This is a genomic window from Ehrlichia japonica (assembly GCF_000632845.1).
GTDB lineage: Bacteria > Pseudomonadota > Alphaproteobacteria > Rickettsiales > Anaplasmataceae > Ehrlichia > Ehrlichia japonica.
The window spans coordinates 120400-137686 of the sequence record NZ_CP007474.1 but is presented as its reverse complement, the minus strand read 5'-3'; the positions used below and the strand labels follow the sequence as shown (position 1 = coordinate 137686).

14 protein-coding genes are annotated in these 17287 nt (G+C 29.4%); 8 read left to right on the top strand and 6 right to left on the bottom strand.

Annotated features, from left to right (window positions below; all coding sequences use genetic code 11):
• Positions 1-85: 85 nt before the first annotated feature.
• The 6 genes from EHF_RS00610 to EHF_RS00585 form a co-directional block, all read right to left on the bottom strand.
• Positions 86-2467: a VirB4 family type IV secretion/conjugal transfer ATPase gene (locus EHF_RS00610; RefSeq protein WP_044194052.1), complete on the bottom strand. Its 2382-nt coding sequence runs from the start codon at positions 2465-2467 to the stop codon at positions 86-88.
• 927 nt (positions 2468-3394) lie between these two features.
• Positions 3395-3742: a TrbC/VirB2 family protein gene (locus EHF_RS00605; protein WP_044194050.1), complete on the bottom strand. Its 348-nt coding sequence runs from the start codon at positions 3740-3742 to the stop codon at positions 3395-3397.
• Positions 3743-3802: 60 nt separating this feature from the next.
• Entirely contained in the window at positions 3803-4150 is a 348-nt protein-coding gene (locus EHF_RS00600) for a TrbC/VirB2 family protein (RefSeq protein WP_044194048.1), read from the bottom strand.
• Positions 4151-4207: 57 nt separating this feature from the next.
• Entirely contained in the window at positions 4208-4564 is a 357-nt protein-coding gene (locus tag EHF_RS00595) for a TrbC/VirB2 family protein (RefSeq protein ID WP_044195746.1), read from the bottom strand.
• Positions 4565-4625: 61 nt separating this feature from the next.
• A complete protein-coding gene (locus EHF_RS00590) occupies positions 4626-4982 on the bottom strand; it encodes a TrbC/VirB2 family protein (protein WP_044194047.1) in 357 nt (118 codons plus the stop codon).
• A gap of 1656 nt (positions 4983-6638) precedes the next feature.
• A complete protein-coding gene (locus EHF_RS00585) occupies positions 6639-7010 on the bottom strand; it encodes a TrbC/VirB2 family protein (RefSeq protein ID WP_044194045.1) in 372 nt (123 codons plus the stop codon).
• An 804-nt stretch (positions 7011-7814) separates the two neighbouring features.
• Here EHF_RS00585 and hflK point away from each other — a divergent pair.
• From hflK to EHF_RS00545, 8 genes are all read left to right on the top strand, one after another.
• Positions 7815-8888: an FtsH protease activity modulator HflK gene (gene hflK / locus EHF_RS00580; RefSeq protein WP_044194043.1), complete on the top strand. Its 1074-nt coding sequence runs from the start codon at positions 7815-7817 to the stop codon at positions 8886-8888.
• 3 nt (positions 8889-8891) lie between these two features.
• Positions 8892-9764 (top strand): protease modulator HflC, encoded by an 873-nt coding sequence (gene hflC / locus EHF_RS00575; RefSeq protein ID WP_044194041.1) that lies wholly within the window; start codon positions 8892-8894, stop codon positions 9762-9764.
• Between the two features lie 3 nt (positions 9765-9767).
• A complete protein-coding gene (locus EHF_RS00570; protein WP_044194039.1) occupies positions 9768-11186 on the top strand; it encodes a Do family serine endopeptidase in 1419 nt (472 codons plus the stop codon).
• 94 nt (positions 11187-11280) lie between these two features.
• Complete coding sequence (locus EHF_RS00565) at positions 11281-11769, top strand: outer membrane lipoprotein carrier protein LolA (RefSeq protein ID WP_232228949.1); 489 nt, start codon at positions 11281-11283, stop codon at positions 11767-11769.
• Positions 11770-11779: 10 nt separating this feature from the next.
• Positions 11780-12460: a ribonuclease III gene (gene rnc / locus EHF_RS00560; RefSeq protein ID WP_044194033.1), complete on the top strand. Its 681-nt coding sequence runs from the start codon at positions 11780-11782 to the stop codon at positions 12458-12460.
• Positions 12457-12981: a cytochrome c oxidase assembly protein gene (locus tag EHF_RS00555; RefSeq protein ID WP_044194031.1), complete on the top strand. Its 525-nt coding sequence runs from the start codon at positions 12457-12459 to the stop codon at positions 12979-12981. Before rnc ends, EHF_RS00555 begins: the two co-directional genes overlap by 4 nt.
• A gap of 1327 nt (positions 12982-14308) precedes the next feature.
• Positions 14309-15628: a M16 family metallopeptidase gene (locus tag EHF_RS00550; RefSeq protein ID WP_044194029.1), complete on the top strand. Its 1320-nt coding sequence runs from the start codon at positions 14309-14311 to the stop codon at positions 15626-15628.
• 2 nt (positions 15629-15630) lie between these two features.
• Entirely contained in the window at positions 15631-16986 is a 1356-nt protein-coding gene (locus tag EHF_RS00545; protein WP_044194027.1) for a M16 family metallopeptidase, read from the top strand.
• Positions 16987-17287 lie beyond the last annotated feature (301 nt).

Here is a 17287-nt window from a genome sequence, read left to right as displayed (position 1 = left end):
GTGTACTAACACTTATCACATTACTATCTATAATCTTACTAACTTATCTATATCCAATAAATCTTTATGGTCTTAAAAGCACTCTTTAAACACTACACTTCTTATAAAATGCAGGTAACCATTCTTTTACATCATCTCCATGACTATTAATAGATTCATACATATACCGAATCGTATTTTTATTAGCAGAAAGAACATTACTTTCTGGTATATTTGGTAAATTAAAAGACAACACTACTGAATCATTATCTTGCTTCACAAAAAAATATCCTTCCTGAGATGGCATTTGAAATATAGTCTTACATTCTGACCTTGATAAATTAAATGCTTTCATATACATTTTACTAGTCGATACTGAATTCGGCATGAAAATCTGGGTTTCAGCATGTTTATTAAACTCATAAATAACGTTACTGGAAATGATAGCTGGAATATTTTCACCAGCAAACACAACAACAACATTTAATTTATTCATCATTTCAATCCACTTATCAAATTCTTGATTATCTGTAAAAACGTAATCTAAAATCCATGCTTCATCTATTACTAAAATTGTAGGAGACCCATCAAGATGATTAATTAAAGTATTTAAAAAGTAATAAATAAAGACAGAAGCACACTGAGGCTTAGAACATAACATCCCAACATTTAAGCCTAAAACCTCTGCTTTCCAATCAATATTAGCATCCTCCCTCAATAAATGTGCAAATTCTCCATTATCTACCCATTGACTAGCGTCTTTACCCAGTGCACTTATATGATCAGCAATACTACTTATAGTTCTAGATTCAATAGGCAAGGTAAAAAGGTAGTCAACTACTTTATCTATTGCACTACTCATTTCTTCAGTTATGTTTTTAACATTTAACATTCTTTGTAGAACACCAACAACCATCTTACGATTAGGCACATTATCTTCAAGTTGAAAAAAATTAAATGACATTTCCTGATAGTCACGTCTATGATCTGCTCTATAATACTGACCACCCATAGCTTTCACAAAAATAATAGACTTACCTGTATAATCCAATAAGACAATTCGCGTATTTAACCTCCTAGATTCTGACAATAGAAAGTTCAGCAACGCAGTAACCGAAGATTGAAGACTACCAACCATTAAAGTATGTCCTGCCCCTAAAACATGAAAACTAAAGAAATAAGGTCTACTCCTATTTGAAAGAAACATGGTAACTGCCTGCCCCCATTTATTCCCTTGAAGCGCTCCTGAAGGGAAATAGTGCAATAATGAAAATGCACAAGCATATTTTACTAAAGTATATCTAAAATTTAAAACATAAGAAAAATTCCCAGGTAAATGTGCCCAGAAATCATCTTCCATAGTCAAATCACACCTTACACAAATAATACCAAGTGATGCTAATGAAGTAATAGCCTTATCGATATTACTATGAAGCTGTGGTAAAGTATTTGACATTATTACAAAACTTATTTTGCGTTCACAAAAACTCAACCAAGAATCTGTATCAACTGACACAAAATCATCTATATTAGATATTTCCCTTAACCAAACATCATTGCTAAATTCTAAAAATACAGATTGTTTTTGAAAAAGCTTTAACGCATTTTTACTTTTTGCAAACCTTATAATCTCAACTATTATAAATTCATAATCCTGTTGCAGACATTGATCTAATGCATCTAACGGAGAATCTTGATAATCTTTTATTGCCAATATTGTACCAAATCTTTGATAATTATTACATGAAACTTTAAATGCATTAAATCCCATTTCAATATTACAGTTACTACATATACCAGAAATGTCTGCCATATCAAGAAAACATTCCTTATGATGCATCATAGTTAAATAGTATAAAAACTCTACTAATTCTGACCTTACCTTTTCTTTATCAACTACTATCAATCCTAATTTTCTTGCTTCAAACTCTCTCAAATTTTCCAAAATACTCTCAGTAACCTTATTCAATCTAATTATTTTATTTTTCAGAAAATCTTTATGCTTATTTTTTATATGAGAAAATGATAGGGCACCCAACACACCCTTCACAGTCTCAGGTAAACAATTAGTAACTACGGCTATATACAACTCATTAATATACGTAACACGTTGGCCTACATTATTGAGATGTACATCACTTAAAACATCAGAAACATCATTTGTATTTTTTCGCAAAAAATCAAATTTATGCGGTTTCCTTACGGTATATATCCAAAAAGAAACCTCAGGAATCTTAATACTATTAATTATACTATTACGTACTGCTGCTCTTAAATCTTTATCATTAACATAGTGAGTAACTATATAATCTTCTATCTTTATTATCTGTACAAGTGAACCATCTTTATTCAATATTGTATTCTCATCATAATGACAAGCTGCAGGTATAAAATCCCCTTTATTATAGCTATTATCTCGTCTCTTTATAGAGACATTATTTGGATCTAGATCAGAAGAACGGCCAATTATTTCTTGAAAAAAAGACATATAGGAAACCTTTATTTACCCTATAATATTTATACAAACACCCACCAATAAGATTAATATTCATATACGATAGTATCTGCTTAATTATCATTATCTAAATATAAAATTAACATTTTCTTTATGCTAGAATTGAATTAACAACTAATAAGTAACCTAATTATGAAATTTATAGTGCAAAAAATCAACAATCTCACACCTAATGACATAGCAACCACAAACCCTAACCGAATTATTATTTAAAAAAACTAACATTATATTCATAAAACCAGGATAGTATCACAGTTGAATTAAACAGAATAAATTCTATTTTAGCAATATAAACCAGAAACAACATTGATTAATAAGTAAACACATGCTCTGGATCCAGAGCAAAAAATACTTACAAAGCTCATAATGAAAATAACACTAAGAAAACTTTCAACAACCCAACCAAGATCGCTATAGTTATGATGGTAGTTATTTTTTTAGCTCAGTGCTTACTTTTTTCCTTAATTTTTCTTACTGAATCATCATCATCCAGCATTAGCAGTACTACAATCTTTACAGTAGTCATAGTATTACTAAAATTCCATGAACAAATTTACTTGATACAAAAAACATTACTGTCAACATACGACTCACATCATTATTACTAACCATAGCAACTTTTCAAATTGTCCATAACAATAATACTTTACTAAACATTATATTTCTATGATTGGTAATTTCAACTTTTATACAAACTCTATAACATTACATATAACATTAATATCACCTAGATTATATTATTTTGGCCATTAGTAGTAATAACGGAACTACTAATATCTAATACTAAAAGTGTATTACATTTACAACGCAATTATAAAAACACTAGAATACCTCTTAACATAAGGTTCATATTTTTATAAATTATAATTTTATTAATAATACATCATAAATTTTATTCACTTAGGTGCTTGAAGTACAATCTGTTCCACTAGTCATACTATTATTAATCCCATTCACAAATTTACTAACTAATTTACCTGCACCAAAAAATATTGCTGTAAACACAACCAACATTACTATTGCTGGCCATGGTAATCTTCCAAATATTGCCATAATGCTTGAACCAAGTATTACCCCTGTCATGATTGGTAATCCTAATTTCTGTACAAACTTTATAACATTACATATAACTTTACTTACATCATCTTGATCAGTACCGGAACTTCCTGCTGCAACGCCAGAAAAACCTAATGGCATAACACCAACAAATCCCACAATTACAAAAAATACTAAAATAGATTTTAACATAAGATTCATACCTTTGATAATTCATTAGCAATATTATAAAATTTATCCAATCACTCGTTACTATGATCCAGTAGTACTACAATCTGTTCCATTAGTCATATTACTATTAACCCCACTCACAAATTTACTAACTAATTTACCTGCACCAAAAAATATTGCTGTAAACACAACCAACATTACTATTGCTGGCCATGGTAACCTTCCAAATATTGCCATAATACTCGAACCAAGTATTACTCCTGTCATGATTGGTAATCCTAATTTCTGTACAAACTTTATAACATTACATATAACTTTACTTACATCATCTTGATCAGTAGAGGCTTGTGCTGCAGAACTAGAAAAACCTAATGGCATAACACCAACAAATCCCATAATTACAAGAAATATTAGAATAGATTTTAACATAAGATTCATACCTTTGATAACTCATTAACAATATTATAAAATTTATCCAATCACTCGTTACTGTGATCCAGTAGTACTACAATCTGTTCCACCAGTAATATTATTATTAACCCCACTCACAAATTTACTAACTAATTTACCTGCACCAAAAAATATTGCTGTGAACACAACCAACATTACTATTGCTGGCCATGGTAACCTTCCAAATATTGCCATAATACTCGAACCAAGTATTACCCCTGTCATGATTGGTAATCCCAATTTTTGTACAAACACTATAACATTACATATAACCTTACTTACGTCATCATTTTGAGTACTACTGGCACCTTGTGCCACAGCAACAGAAAAATTTAACGGCATAACACCAATAAATCCCATAATTATAAGAAATATTAGAATAGATTTTAACATAAGACCCACACCTTTTGCAAATTTCATTAGCAACATATTATAAAAATTTATCACTTACTCGTTAGCTTGAAGTTGTAGTAGAACAATCTTTTACATTTTGTGTCATATTGTTATTGATTCCATTCACAAATTTACTAACTAATTTACCTGCACCAAAAAATATTGCTGTAAACACAACCAACATCACTATTGCTGGCCATGGTAACCTTCCAAATATTGCCATAATACTTGAACCAAGTATTACCCCTGTCATGATTGGTAATCCTAATTTCTGTACAAACACTATAACATTACATATAACCTTACTTACATCATCATTGTCAGCAGTAGTAGCTTGTGCTGTAGCACTAGAAAAACTTAACGGAATTACACCAGTAAATCCTATAATCATAAAAAACACAAAAATAGCCTTCAACATACAACTCAATACCTAAATGAATTTTTGAAATACTTGAATAACTTACTACATATGGCACACACTTTAATCAGTAATACATTGTTTTCAGTAAGCTTAATCCGAACTGACCTGTTTAAAAAAACATTACTGTAATGTTATCACACTAACTTACTAACACTGGTCACTCTTAAATTATGTCTAAAATACTTTTTTACACATTACTAACAACCATCAGAAAACTAACCGCAATATTATATCATATGTAATTATCACTATTGATTATCAGATACAGAGAATCTCTGCTTTTTTAACAAATTTCACAATATTGTTATTAATCCACATATTTTCGTAGTTCTTTACTGTTCATTATCCATAATAACAAACCAAGAATTATATGATACTATTGTAATAGGCCTGTGAATTACTATATGTAACACAACATATTAAATAATTACACTACAAAAGCACAAACAAACCTGTAGTAGAAACGTGGCTTCCCTGATCCTTATTACAACAAATACATCATCTACCTTACATACTATTAATAACACACCTATAATTTTGTAATATACAAAAAGCATTAAAAATCATAGTGATTATAAAAAATTTCTTTCATATATATTTTATAAACATCATAACCCCATCAACAAATACCCATGCTACCAAAATAACAACAATGTTGATATATTAAGAATTCACACACTCTAATCTCAACTTACTGTTGTATAAGTTAACATAAGTACAACACAAAACAATTAACATAATGTAAACTGATGATGTATTTAATATACATTAGATAGGACAACTTTTATTAGAAAAACAATTTTTCAAAATATAAGGGATATAAAACACTAACAGACTAAAGTTGGAATTCATTAACATGCAACCCCGTAACAGAACACATAAAAATATCACAACAATTTATTACTACTTTTGTAAAATACACAACACTGACAAAGCATTCACATTTTCTTAAATATTACTTAAAACTAACACATACTTAGCATAATATTCAATTTTTGTGATTATTGTAAAAATTCTTCTTACAATTTATTCATCTTATATTCCTCTAATATAATTTTGGCACTACTGTGAATTTTTGTAAGAAAACACATATGTTTATTAAAGAAATGCTATTTTAAGAACATATAATTAATTTTTTTATCCATTAAACTTGAAGTTTGTACTCTCATAATATAAAGAAATTGCAAAAAGCTGTAACGGACGTCTGCCGTTCAAGTGTTTTTTATATACATTGATTACATTGACAACTATTATAATTTCTGATGCAACAAAAAATGATAAAGTAGGTAACAACTACACCTAGAAAACTAAAAATAAATGCTACACAAATGCATGTAATTACTATCTAAATTCAGCACACACATGAATAATTTGGAGTATCAGTCATGAAATGAATACATATATCTTATATAATCTAGTAGGTATACAATATATTACTTCATTTACATATACAAAATGCAGAAGCCAGTTATAATTAAATTAAGATAATTTGTCAAAAAATTAACATTATCAACAACTTAGTATAACTGACTCACTAATTTTTTGTTCGCATCCATCTGCCAACTGAATATGATAGGAATGTTCAGAAATAAAGTTATTTTATATCAGAAAAACAACTATTCTTCACAAAGCATATAATACCATCACTTAACTTTATGGTCCTGATCCTGATATCGAAGTACAATCAAACTTATCAGCAGAAAGGTCTGCTATTCCACCAGCAAACTTAGATATCAGTTTACCTGCTCCAAAGAATATTGCTGTAAATACAACTAACATTACTATTGCTGGCCATGGTAACCTTCCAAATATCGCCATAATACTTGAACCAAGTATTACTCCAGTCATAATAGGAAGACCTAACTTTTGGACAAACACAACAACATTACATATAACCTTAGTAACTGTATCATTCTTAGCATCATTAGTATTAGCATTACTTATATTTGGTGCTATAGAAAACATTATGAGCAACAAAAATAGAAGCGCTCTACCTATAAAACATCTACCTATACTATATAGCATTATCAATCCCTCACAAATTTATGAATAACAATATCAACAAAACACTCTATAATGTTTATTAAATAAAAATAAAAGACTTTTCCTAAAAATTAGTTTATATAGTAATCCATTGTTTGTTTTTTTGGACACAAAAATGTAAACACATTGACAACACAACACCAATATATCAAAACTGCTGCAACCTAACTTCATGAAAAATCTTATAACTGAGAATGTTATGCAACACCTTTCTATTATTCCTTTATATGTAAATATTTAAAAAGTCAATTATTATTAATTTGTAGGAATAAAACAAATAAATCTTAACTTCATAAACACATTATTTAGTATTTAACATATTCACAATCAACATTATCTTATTTAATTAGCAAATAAATTAATTCTTTACAGCACTAATTTTCTTTAGCAAAAATATTTCAAATTAGCTAATTATCAGGACATATGAACTTACTAATTGACTCAAGCATATTTTAACATAATAAACTCTATGTAAAAAAACTTAATCAATATAATACATAATTATAAAAATTGAAAATCTATCAGATAGATACCAAATTATTAATATTAATTTTTTCCATATTTAACACTAAAAAATAAACTTTGACATACATAAGCATTTTCAATAGATTATTAACCTATTGTTATACACAATCAGGATCTTCTTGATTTCTGAAGAGTTGATATTAGTAATTTCGGTTCTTTTAATGTAATGTAACAATAGTTATATTTTATTATACGCTAAAATGTGTATAATGTGCTTAATAACAGGTAAAACATTTTAGTTGAGGTAGGTTGGAATAGCTTATGTTTGATGATCAGGATCCTTGGAACAATAACAATAAAGAAGATCATAAATCCAAAGAATATAAAAGCTCCAATGATATTAATAAAATTATTTTCCGTTTCAATAATATGTTTAGTTCGTTTCTAAAAAACAAGAAAAGTACACAACTCAGCAATCATGGAAAAGCACAATTTATAATAGTACTTCTAGTTGTAGTGCTTTTATATATGGGTTCTGGTTTTTACATCGTTGAACCAGAAGAAGAAGCTGTACAACTATTATTTGGTAAATATCATAATACTGTAGGTCCCGGATTACGCTATTATCTCCCATCACCTATTGGGCATGTAATTAAGTTAAAAGTTAAAACAGTCAATAGAGAAGAAATAGGTTCTAGATTTTATTCAGATAGTACTTCAGATCATGGAGAAGGTGTAATGTTAACTGGAGATGAAAACATAGTTAGCATAAACTTTGATGTTCACTGGCGTATTAATGACGCATATAATTACTTGTTCAAAGTTAGAGATAATCAAGTAGGCGACACAGTAAAAAATGCAGCAGAAAGTGCAATGCGCGAAGTCATTGGAAAAAGCTCTATATCCTTTGCAATTGAAGGAAAAGGAAGAGCTGTAATCTCACAAGAAACTAAAATGTTATTACAAAATATCCTAGATCAGTATAATATGGGAGTTGAAGTTTTATCGATTCAGCTAAAAAAAGTTGATCCTCCAGAAAAAGTCATTAATTCTTTTAGAGATGTACAAAGTGCAAGAGCTGATAAGGAAAAATTGATTAATGAGGCATATGCATATCGTAATCAGGTGTTACCAAGAGCTAAAGGTGAAGCTATAAAAATTAAATTAGATGCAGAAGCATATGAGAGTGAAGTAGTTAATGCAGCTGAAGGTAATACAAAAAGGTTTACTTCACTTTATAAAGAATATGTAAATCAACCTGACGCAGTAAGGAATCGTTTATATTTAGAAACAATGGAAGAAATACTAAGCAAAAACGATAAGGTTGTGGTCAGTGATGACCTTAAAGGTATGCTTTCTTACTTTCCATTAGCAGATCCTAGAAATAGTAGGTAAGTCATGAATAATAAAACATTCAAGTTCATATTAGGATTTTTTACTATTGCAACAGTAGTTGTACTACTAAACTCCATGTTTATTGTAGATGAAGCACATCAGTCAATAGTATTACAGTTTGGACGCGTAGTTAAGCAAATACATGATAGTGGCTTATATTTTAAAGTACCTTTAATACAAAAGGTTGTCTACATTGACAAAAGGATCATCGACATTAGCTCTGATTCAAGAGAAGTCATTGCAGCTGACCAAAAAAGATTTATTGTTGACTCTTATGCAAAATACAGAGTTGTAGACCCTGTTAAATTTTATCAAACAGTTAGGAATGAGACAGGATTAAAAAATAGATTAAGTTCTATTATTGAATCAAATATTCGTGAAAAAATAGGGAACGTATCACTTATTAACTTCTTAAATGAGGCAAGATCAGAAGTTATGGCAGTAATACAAGAAGGAGTTAGCAAAGATTCTAAAAAATTTGGAATAGAAATGGTAGATGTTAGAATCAAACGTGCAGATCTACCAGAAGAAAATAGCATGGCCATATTTAGACGTATGCAAACAGATAGAGAAAAAGAGGCAAAAGAAATTAGAGCAGAAGGGGAAGCAGCCTCACAGCGCATAAAAGCTGACGCAGATCTCCAAACACGTATTATCATTGCAAATGCGATTAAAGAAGCACAAATAATTCGAGGAAATGGAGACGCCACAGCATCAAAGATTTACAATGACGCTTTAAAAGCCGATCCAAATTTCTTTAGCTTCTACAGAACAATGCAAGCCTACAAGCATGCTTTTGATGGAAAAAATACAAGGATTATTTTATCACCTAATAATGATTTTATTAATTTGTTTAATAAAGAAAGAGGTAAGTAATTAATGAAAAGATTCCTATTGCTGATACTGATACTAACATTTGTAAATATTCCTATAGCTAATTTAGCCGCTGATAAAGAGGAGCAATATGATCCAAGGTCAGGCTTTTCTAAGTTAATCAAAGAATCCATACCAGCAGTGGTTAATGTTAGTATAGTACATGATCTAACACAGGAACAATTTCCTCTAGTAACTATCGAGGATCTTTTAAGGAATATATTAGAAGGCAAACCACTTAAAAAAGATGCCCCGCAAGAAGTATTAAGTGCAGGATCAGGGTTTGTAGTAGACGAATCAGGTATTATTGTCACTAACTACCATGTTGTACATAATGCGAAAGAAGTTTATGTAACATTCAGCGATAACAAATCAATTTCTGCAAAGATTTTAGGAGTAGATCCACAAACAGACTTAGCAGTGTTGAAAGTTGAGGTCAACGAAAAACTTCCTCATTTAGATTTTGGAGATTCTGATACAACTATGGTCGGGGATTGGGTAGTTGCTATAGGCAATCCATTTGGTCTTGGTGGATCTGCAAGTATTGGTATTATATCTGCACGTGCAAGAGACCTTAATATTGGCACAGCAACAGAATTCTTACAGACTGATGCTGCAATCAATAAAGGTAATTCCGGAGGACCACTATTCAATATAGATGGTAAAGTAATTGGTATCAACACAGCAATATTATCTACACAAAAAGGAGGTGGTAATATAGGAGTTGGATTTGCTATTCCATCAAACAGTGCTATCCCTATAATAAAAGTTCTATCCCAAGGAAAGAAAGTAGAACATGGTTGGCTTGGTGTAGTTATGCAACCAGTAACTGAAGAGTTAATGGAACCATTAAAACTAAAAGAAGTTAGTGGAGCTTTAATTACTAATGTCATTAAAGGTAGTCCAGCAAATAAAGCAACTTTACTTCCAGGAGATATTATACTTGAGTTTAATGGAATCAAAATTAATTCAATATCACAATTACATCAATTAGTACTAAGATCAGAAGCAGATAATGAAGTAAAATTACTTGTATCTCGCAATGGTAGTATTATGAATATACTAGTCAAAATAGGAAAATTCGAAAATCCAGATACTTCAGATAATGAGAATTCCAAGGATATTATACAATCACCTGAGTTGGGGTTGACCGTAAGCAACATAAAACATAATAAAATCACATCTAATAACACTGAAGAGGAACAAGTCAAAGGAGTGATGATACTAGACATAGACACCAAAAGTAATGCTTCAACCAAAAACATAAGAAAAGGAGACATAATATTACAAATCAATCAGGTACCAGTAAATAATCTTGAAGACTTTAAGCGTGTTATGAAGAAAGTACGTAAAGATAAATCTGTAGCGCTATTAATCAGTAGGGATAATATATCAGCTTTTGTTAGTGTTAAGCTAAGACAGTAGCATGAACCCTAGGATAGTGTGTGTGTTTTTCTTTGTGGTGTACTTTTTTAGCATACATTCGTATTCAAGCGAAGCAATCAAAGTACAATCACTTATGTATTTTAATGCTATACATTCTTTTAAAGCAGAATTTATACAAACAAATTCTATTAACAATGCCACCCAATATGGAATGGTTATCATGAAAAAACCTGGATTGCTAAAATGGGACTATTACCCTCCTACCCCAGCTTCTATTATAATACAAGGCACAAATGTTTCTTACTATGATAAGGAACTAGAAGAATATTCTTATTCAATAATTAACAATCCTATTATTAACTTATTAAGTTCTAATATTCAAAATACAAAAGATATAATCTTTTTAAATATAAGTACAGTTGATAACAAAAAAATAATTACTATACAAGATCAAAAAAATCAACTACAAGCAGATGTAATTTTCAATATACATCCCACAGAAATTGTCGGATTAAATATAGCAAATCCAGACTCTATAACTTACATCAAGTTCTACAATATTCAAAATAATATTACCATAGCAGAAACAGAATTTAAGCATAACACTTCTTATTACAATTAAAAATAAAAACATGACAAAAAATATATCGGAAATCATAAAATATAATTTTAAAAATTTACAATTATTAAATGAGGCATTGACTCATCCCAGTATAATATCAAAGGACACAATGAAATTTAACTATGAAAGATTAGAATTTCTGGGAGATGCAGTATTAAATATAGTAATATCTGAAATGCTGTTTAATATTTTCCCTAAAGATACAGAAGGCAATCTTGCTAAAAAGAAAACAGCTTTAGTTTGTGGAAACAAGTTAGTGGAAGTTGCACAATCTATAAATTTAGGACAATTTATTATGATGTCAGATGGAGAAAGAGCTTGTGGTGGTGTAAATAACCTTCGTAATTTAGAAAACGCACTAGAAGCCTTAATAGGCGCAATATATCTTGATGGAGGATTAACAGCAGCACAAGATTTTATACATTTATTCTGGAAACATTCTGCAACAGATATGAATACCCCTCCACAAGATGCAAAAACTATACTACAAGAATTAGTACAAGGAAAAAAGTTATCAGCTCCCACATATCACATTGTAAACAAATCTGGGCCAGACCATAATCCTACGTTCACAGTAGAAGTAAGAATTCCACCTTATACAGCAATACAAGCAACTGGTCATAATAAGAAATTAGCTGAACAAAAAGCAGCAAGCTTAATGTTACATCAGATTAATGATAAGACAAAATGAAGCCAAGAATAAAACATACTATCTATGCTTTAATAGTAATAATACTATCTATGATATGCTTAGCATATGCTTCAGTCCCATTATATAGCATATTTTGTAAGGTAACAGGTTACGGAGGAACAGTAAAAACAGGTACTTTATCAAATTCTAAAATAGGAAATACTATCATTAAAGTTAGGTTCAATGCAGATATCAATAAACAATTGTCATGGAAATTTTATCCAGAACTACCTTATGTATTCGTAAAACCAGGAGAACAAAAATTAATTTTTTATCGAGCAGAAAATTTATCTGATAAAGACATCTCCGGAATAGCTGTATACAATGTTACTCCTCATAAAGCAGGAAAATACTTCAACAAAGTTGCTTGTTTTTGTTTCAGCAAACAAACCCTGGCTCCCCATCAAAAGACTATAATGCCTGTATTATTTTTTATAGATCCTGCTATAGAAACTGATCCTGACACCGCCGATGTAAAATTAATCACTCTTTCATATGTATTTTTCAAATACAAAGAATAAAGAAATGAATTCTATGATCAATGTGTATACAAACCTATCTAAAATACATATTCAAATTATAAAGATCATGGTTACTGATGATATTAAGAAGTGTAAATCATAGACCTTTATTTACTAAAATACCTTAGTCATTAATAATAACAGCATTACGAATTAACAATTACAAATCAACATAACAAAAAACTTAAACTGATGTCATATAAATTCATAAAGATCATGGTTACCGATAATATTAAGAAGTGTAAATCACAGACCTTTATTTACTAAAATACCTTAGTCATTAATAATAACAGCATTACGAATTAACAATTACAAATCAACATAACAAAAAACTTAAACTGATGTCATATAAATTCATAAAGATCATGGTTACCGATAATATTAAGAAGTGTAAATCACAGACCTTTATTTACTGAAACACCTTAGTCATTAATAATAACAGCATTACGAATTAACAATTACAAATCAACATAACAAAAGACTTAAACTAATGTCATATAAATTCATAAAGATCATGGTTACCGATAATATTAAGAAGTGTAAATCACAGACCTTTATTTACTGAAACACCTTAGTCATTAATAATAACAGCATTACGAATTAACAATTACAAATCAACATAACAAAAGACTTAAACTAATGTCATATAAGTTCATAAAGATCATGGTTACCGATGATATTAAGAAGTGTAAATCACAGACCTTTATTTACCGAAACACTTTAGTCATTAATAATAACAGCATTACGAATTAACAATTACAAATCAACATAACAAAAACTTAAACTGATGTCATATAAGTTCATCATGTTTATCTCTTTTGAGTTATGTATAAAAAACACACATATTCAATTGCTAATCATTCATTCAAACACCCACTTCTTATAAACTAGAAACCTTATACGATAAAGAACTGATATAATAACATTAATACATATTTTGATTAACAATATACACTATTATAAATCTTAACAAATTTATCTTACTTATATTTTATATAATGAAGATATTCCCTTACAAAACATAATTTTTAAGAATTCATTAGAACTAATATATTAAAATTTATGTACACGTAAGTGGATTTTACTGTGACTTTAAATAAAATATCTATCAATTATTTTTTAATAAGAAAGATATATAAAACCAGATTTCCACATTCTTCAATTATCCAGCTACGCTATAAAAGTACTATCGGATTTCATAACAACTAAAAAACTGTCATTACCATCTCAAATTTATAACTACATCAACAGTTCGATAATAATTTTTTATTTGATATCCTTAAATTATCATATAAACTACTGGACAAATAATCGTAAGGTCACAGTAATGATGAAGTATTTTACTTGTCTTTTTACAATTCTTTTTACCATAGCTAATCATGCCCTATCTTTTGACATTAAAGTTACACATGAAAAGTTAGATAATGGCATGGAAGTATACGTTATTCCTAATAATCGTGCACCAGCAGTTATGCATATGGTACTATATAAAGTTGGTGGTACTGATGATCCAGTAGGTTATTCTGGACTAGCACATTTTTTTGAACATTTAATGTTCAGTGGTACAGAAAAATTCCCTAATCTTACTACTATTCTTAGTGACATAGGTGGAAACTTCAACGCAAGTACATCCGAATTTTGTACTATATATTACGAACTAATACCAAAACAGTATTTATCTCTTGCTATGGATATTGAATCAGACAGGATGCAAAACCTTAAGATTACTGATAAAGCATTAATAAGAGAACAAAAGGTAGTATTAGAAGAAAGAAAAATGAGAGTTGAAAGTCAGGCAAAAAATATACTGCAAGAAGAAATGGAAAATACATTCTATTACAATGGATACGGCAGACCAGTAGTAGGATGGGAACATGAAATCAGCAACTACAATAGAGAAGTTGCAGAAACTTTTTATAAGCTCCACTACAGTCCTAATAATGCTATATTAGTCGTAACTGGAGATGCAGATCCACAGGAAGTAATCAACCTTGCAAAACAATACTATGGAAAGATAGAATCTAACAATAAAGAATCTACACGTATTTTTAGGGCGGAACCTCCACACAAAACAAATATAACATTAACATTAGAAGACAACTCGGTAGAAATTCCAACACTATTCTTAATGTATCAAATACCAAATGGCATCATAAATAAAAATTATATACTTAATATGACGCTAGCAGAAATACTTGGGAATGGTAAATTCAGTACTTTTTACAACGATCTAGTGATTAAAAATCCAATAGTTACATCGATAAGAACTGACTATAACTATTTAACTAATAGCGATAATTACCTGTTCATAGAGGCTATACCTAAAGATGGAGTTTCTACAGAAACTGTAGAACAAGAAATTTATAAATGCATAAATAGTTATATTAAAAATGGTATCTCACCAGAATATTTAGAAAATGCAAAGCACAAGGTAAAGGCACATTTAACTTATTCTTTTGATGGACTAAGTTTCATATCATATTTCTACGGTATGAATCTAATTTTAGGAGTACCACTATCAGAAATCAATAATATTTATGACATAATAGATAAAGTAACCATTGAAGATATTAATTTCACTATGGAAAATATTTTCTTAAAAAATATAAGATTGGCCGGACATTTATTACCTAAACTGGGGGAATAGTTATGAGAAATGTATTGTGTTATATAGTAACATTGGTCTTTTTTACATGCAATGTATACGCAGACGATATTAATATCAACATAAAGGAAGCCACTACTAAAAATAAGATACATTACCTATATGTTGCACATCACAACTTACCAATAATTTCCTTAAAACTTGCATTCAAAAAAGCAGGATATGCATATGACGCTTCTGATAAGCAAGGACTTGCATATTTTACATCACGAATATTACAAGAAGGATCAGAAAACAATAATGCTTTAGATTTTGCAAAACAACTCGAAGGTAAAGGCATTGACTTAAAATTTCATGTAGACATAGATAATTTTTATATATCCATAAAAACTCTCTCAGAAAACTTTGAAGAAGCTTTAGCTTTATTAAGTGATTGTTTATTCAGTCCAGTAACTGATCCAGAAATATTTCATAGAGTAATAGCAGAACAAAGTGCACATGTTAAATCTTTATATGCATCTCCTAAATTCATAGCAAACACTGAAATAAACCATGCTATATTTAAAGGCCATCCATATTCAAACAAAATTCATGGAACGTTAAACACTATTAACAACATTAATCCAGAAGATGTTTCACTATATATAAAAAACAGTTTTGATAAAACTCAAATAGCTATTGGCGTAGCAGGGGATATAGATCCAACGAAACTATCAGATTTACTAGATAAATATATTCTATCAAAGCTACCATCTGGTAACAATAAAAACACTATACCAGACACTATTGTTAATAGAGAGCATAGTTTATTATATGTATGGAAGAATGTACCACAAAGTGTAATAATGTTTGCTACAGATACAGTACCATACAATGATAAAGATTATCACACATCAAACTTGTTTAACAATATGTTAGGCAGATTGAGCCTTAATTCAATACTAATGACAGAATTACGCGATAAATTAGGATTAACTTATCACGCTAGCAGCATATTAGACAATATGGACCACAGCAATGTGTTACTTGGTACAATTACTACTGACAATACTACAGTAACAAAATGTATATCTGTCTTAACAGATATTATAGAGAGTATTAAAACCCATGGAGTTAGTAAGGATACTTTTTTAAGCGCAAAGTCTAGCATAACTAACTCTTTTATTTTATCAATGTTAGATAACGATAATGTTGCTAACACATTGTTAGGTTTACAATTACGTGGATTAGATCCAAGTTATATTAACAAACATAACTCTCAGTACGAAGCTATCACAATAGAAGAAGTAAACAAAATTGCTAAAAAAATCTTATCTAATGATTTAGTAATAATTGAAGTAGGAAAAAATAACAATATAAATGGGAAACAGATAACAGCTAAACAAAATATACTTGGTTAATAATAGATTGACCATAAGCATCCAATTTTTAATTATCAACAGGCCATCAATTATATGAATAATACAAGCAGGCCTTATTATTAGATATAGGGATATACATTAATAAATATTTATAATTTACACAAGAGTAACACACAGATAAAAAACCATCATACTCTTATTCAAGATTACAAATCTTGCACAGTATAACCAAGTAATTGAGAAAAATGCTCAAACATCATAAATATCACTAATTTACACTTAATGTATTTAGTAAATACAGATATATTAAATTTAACATATCTAAAAAAATCAATATATT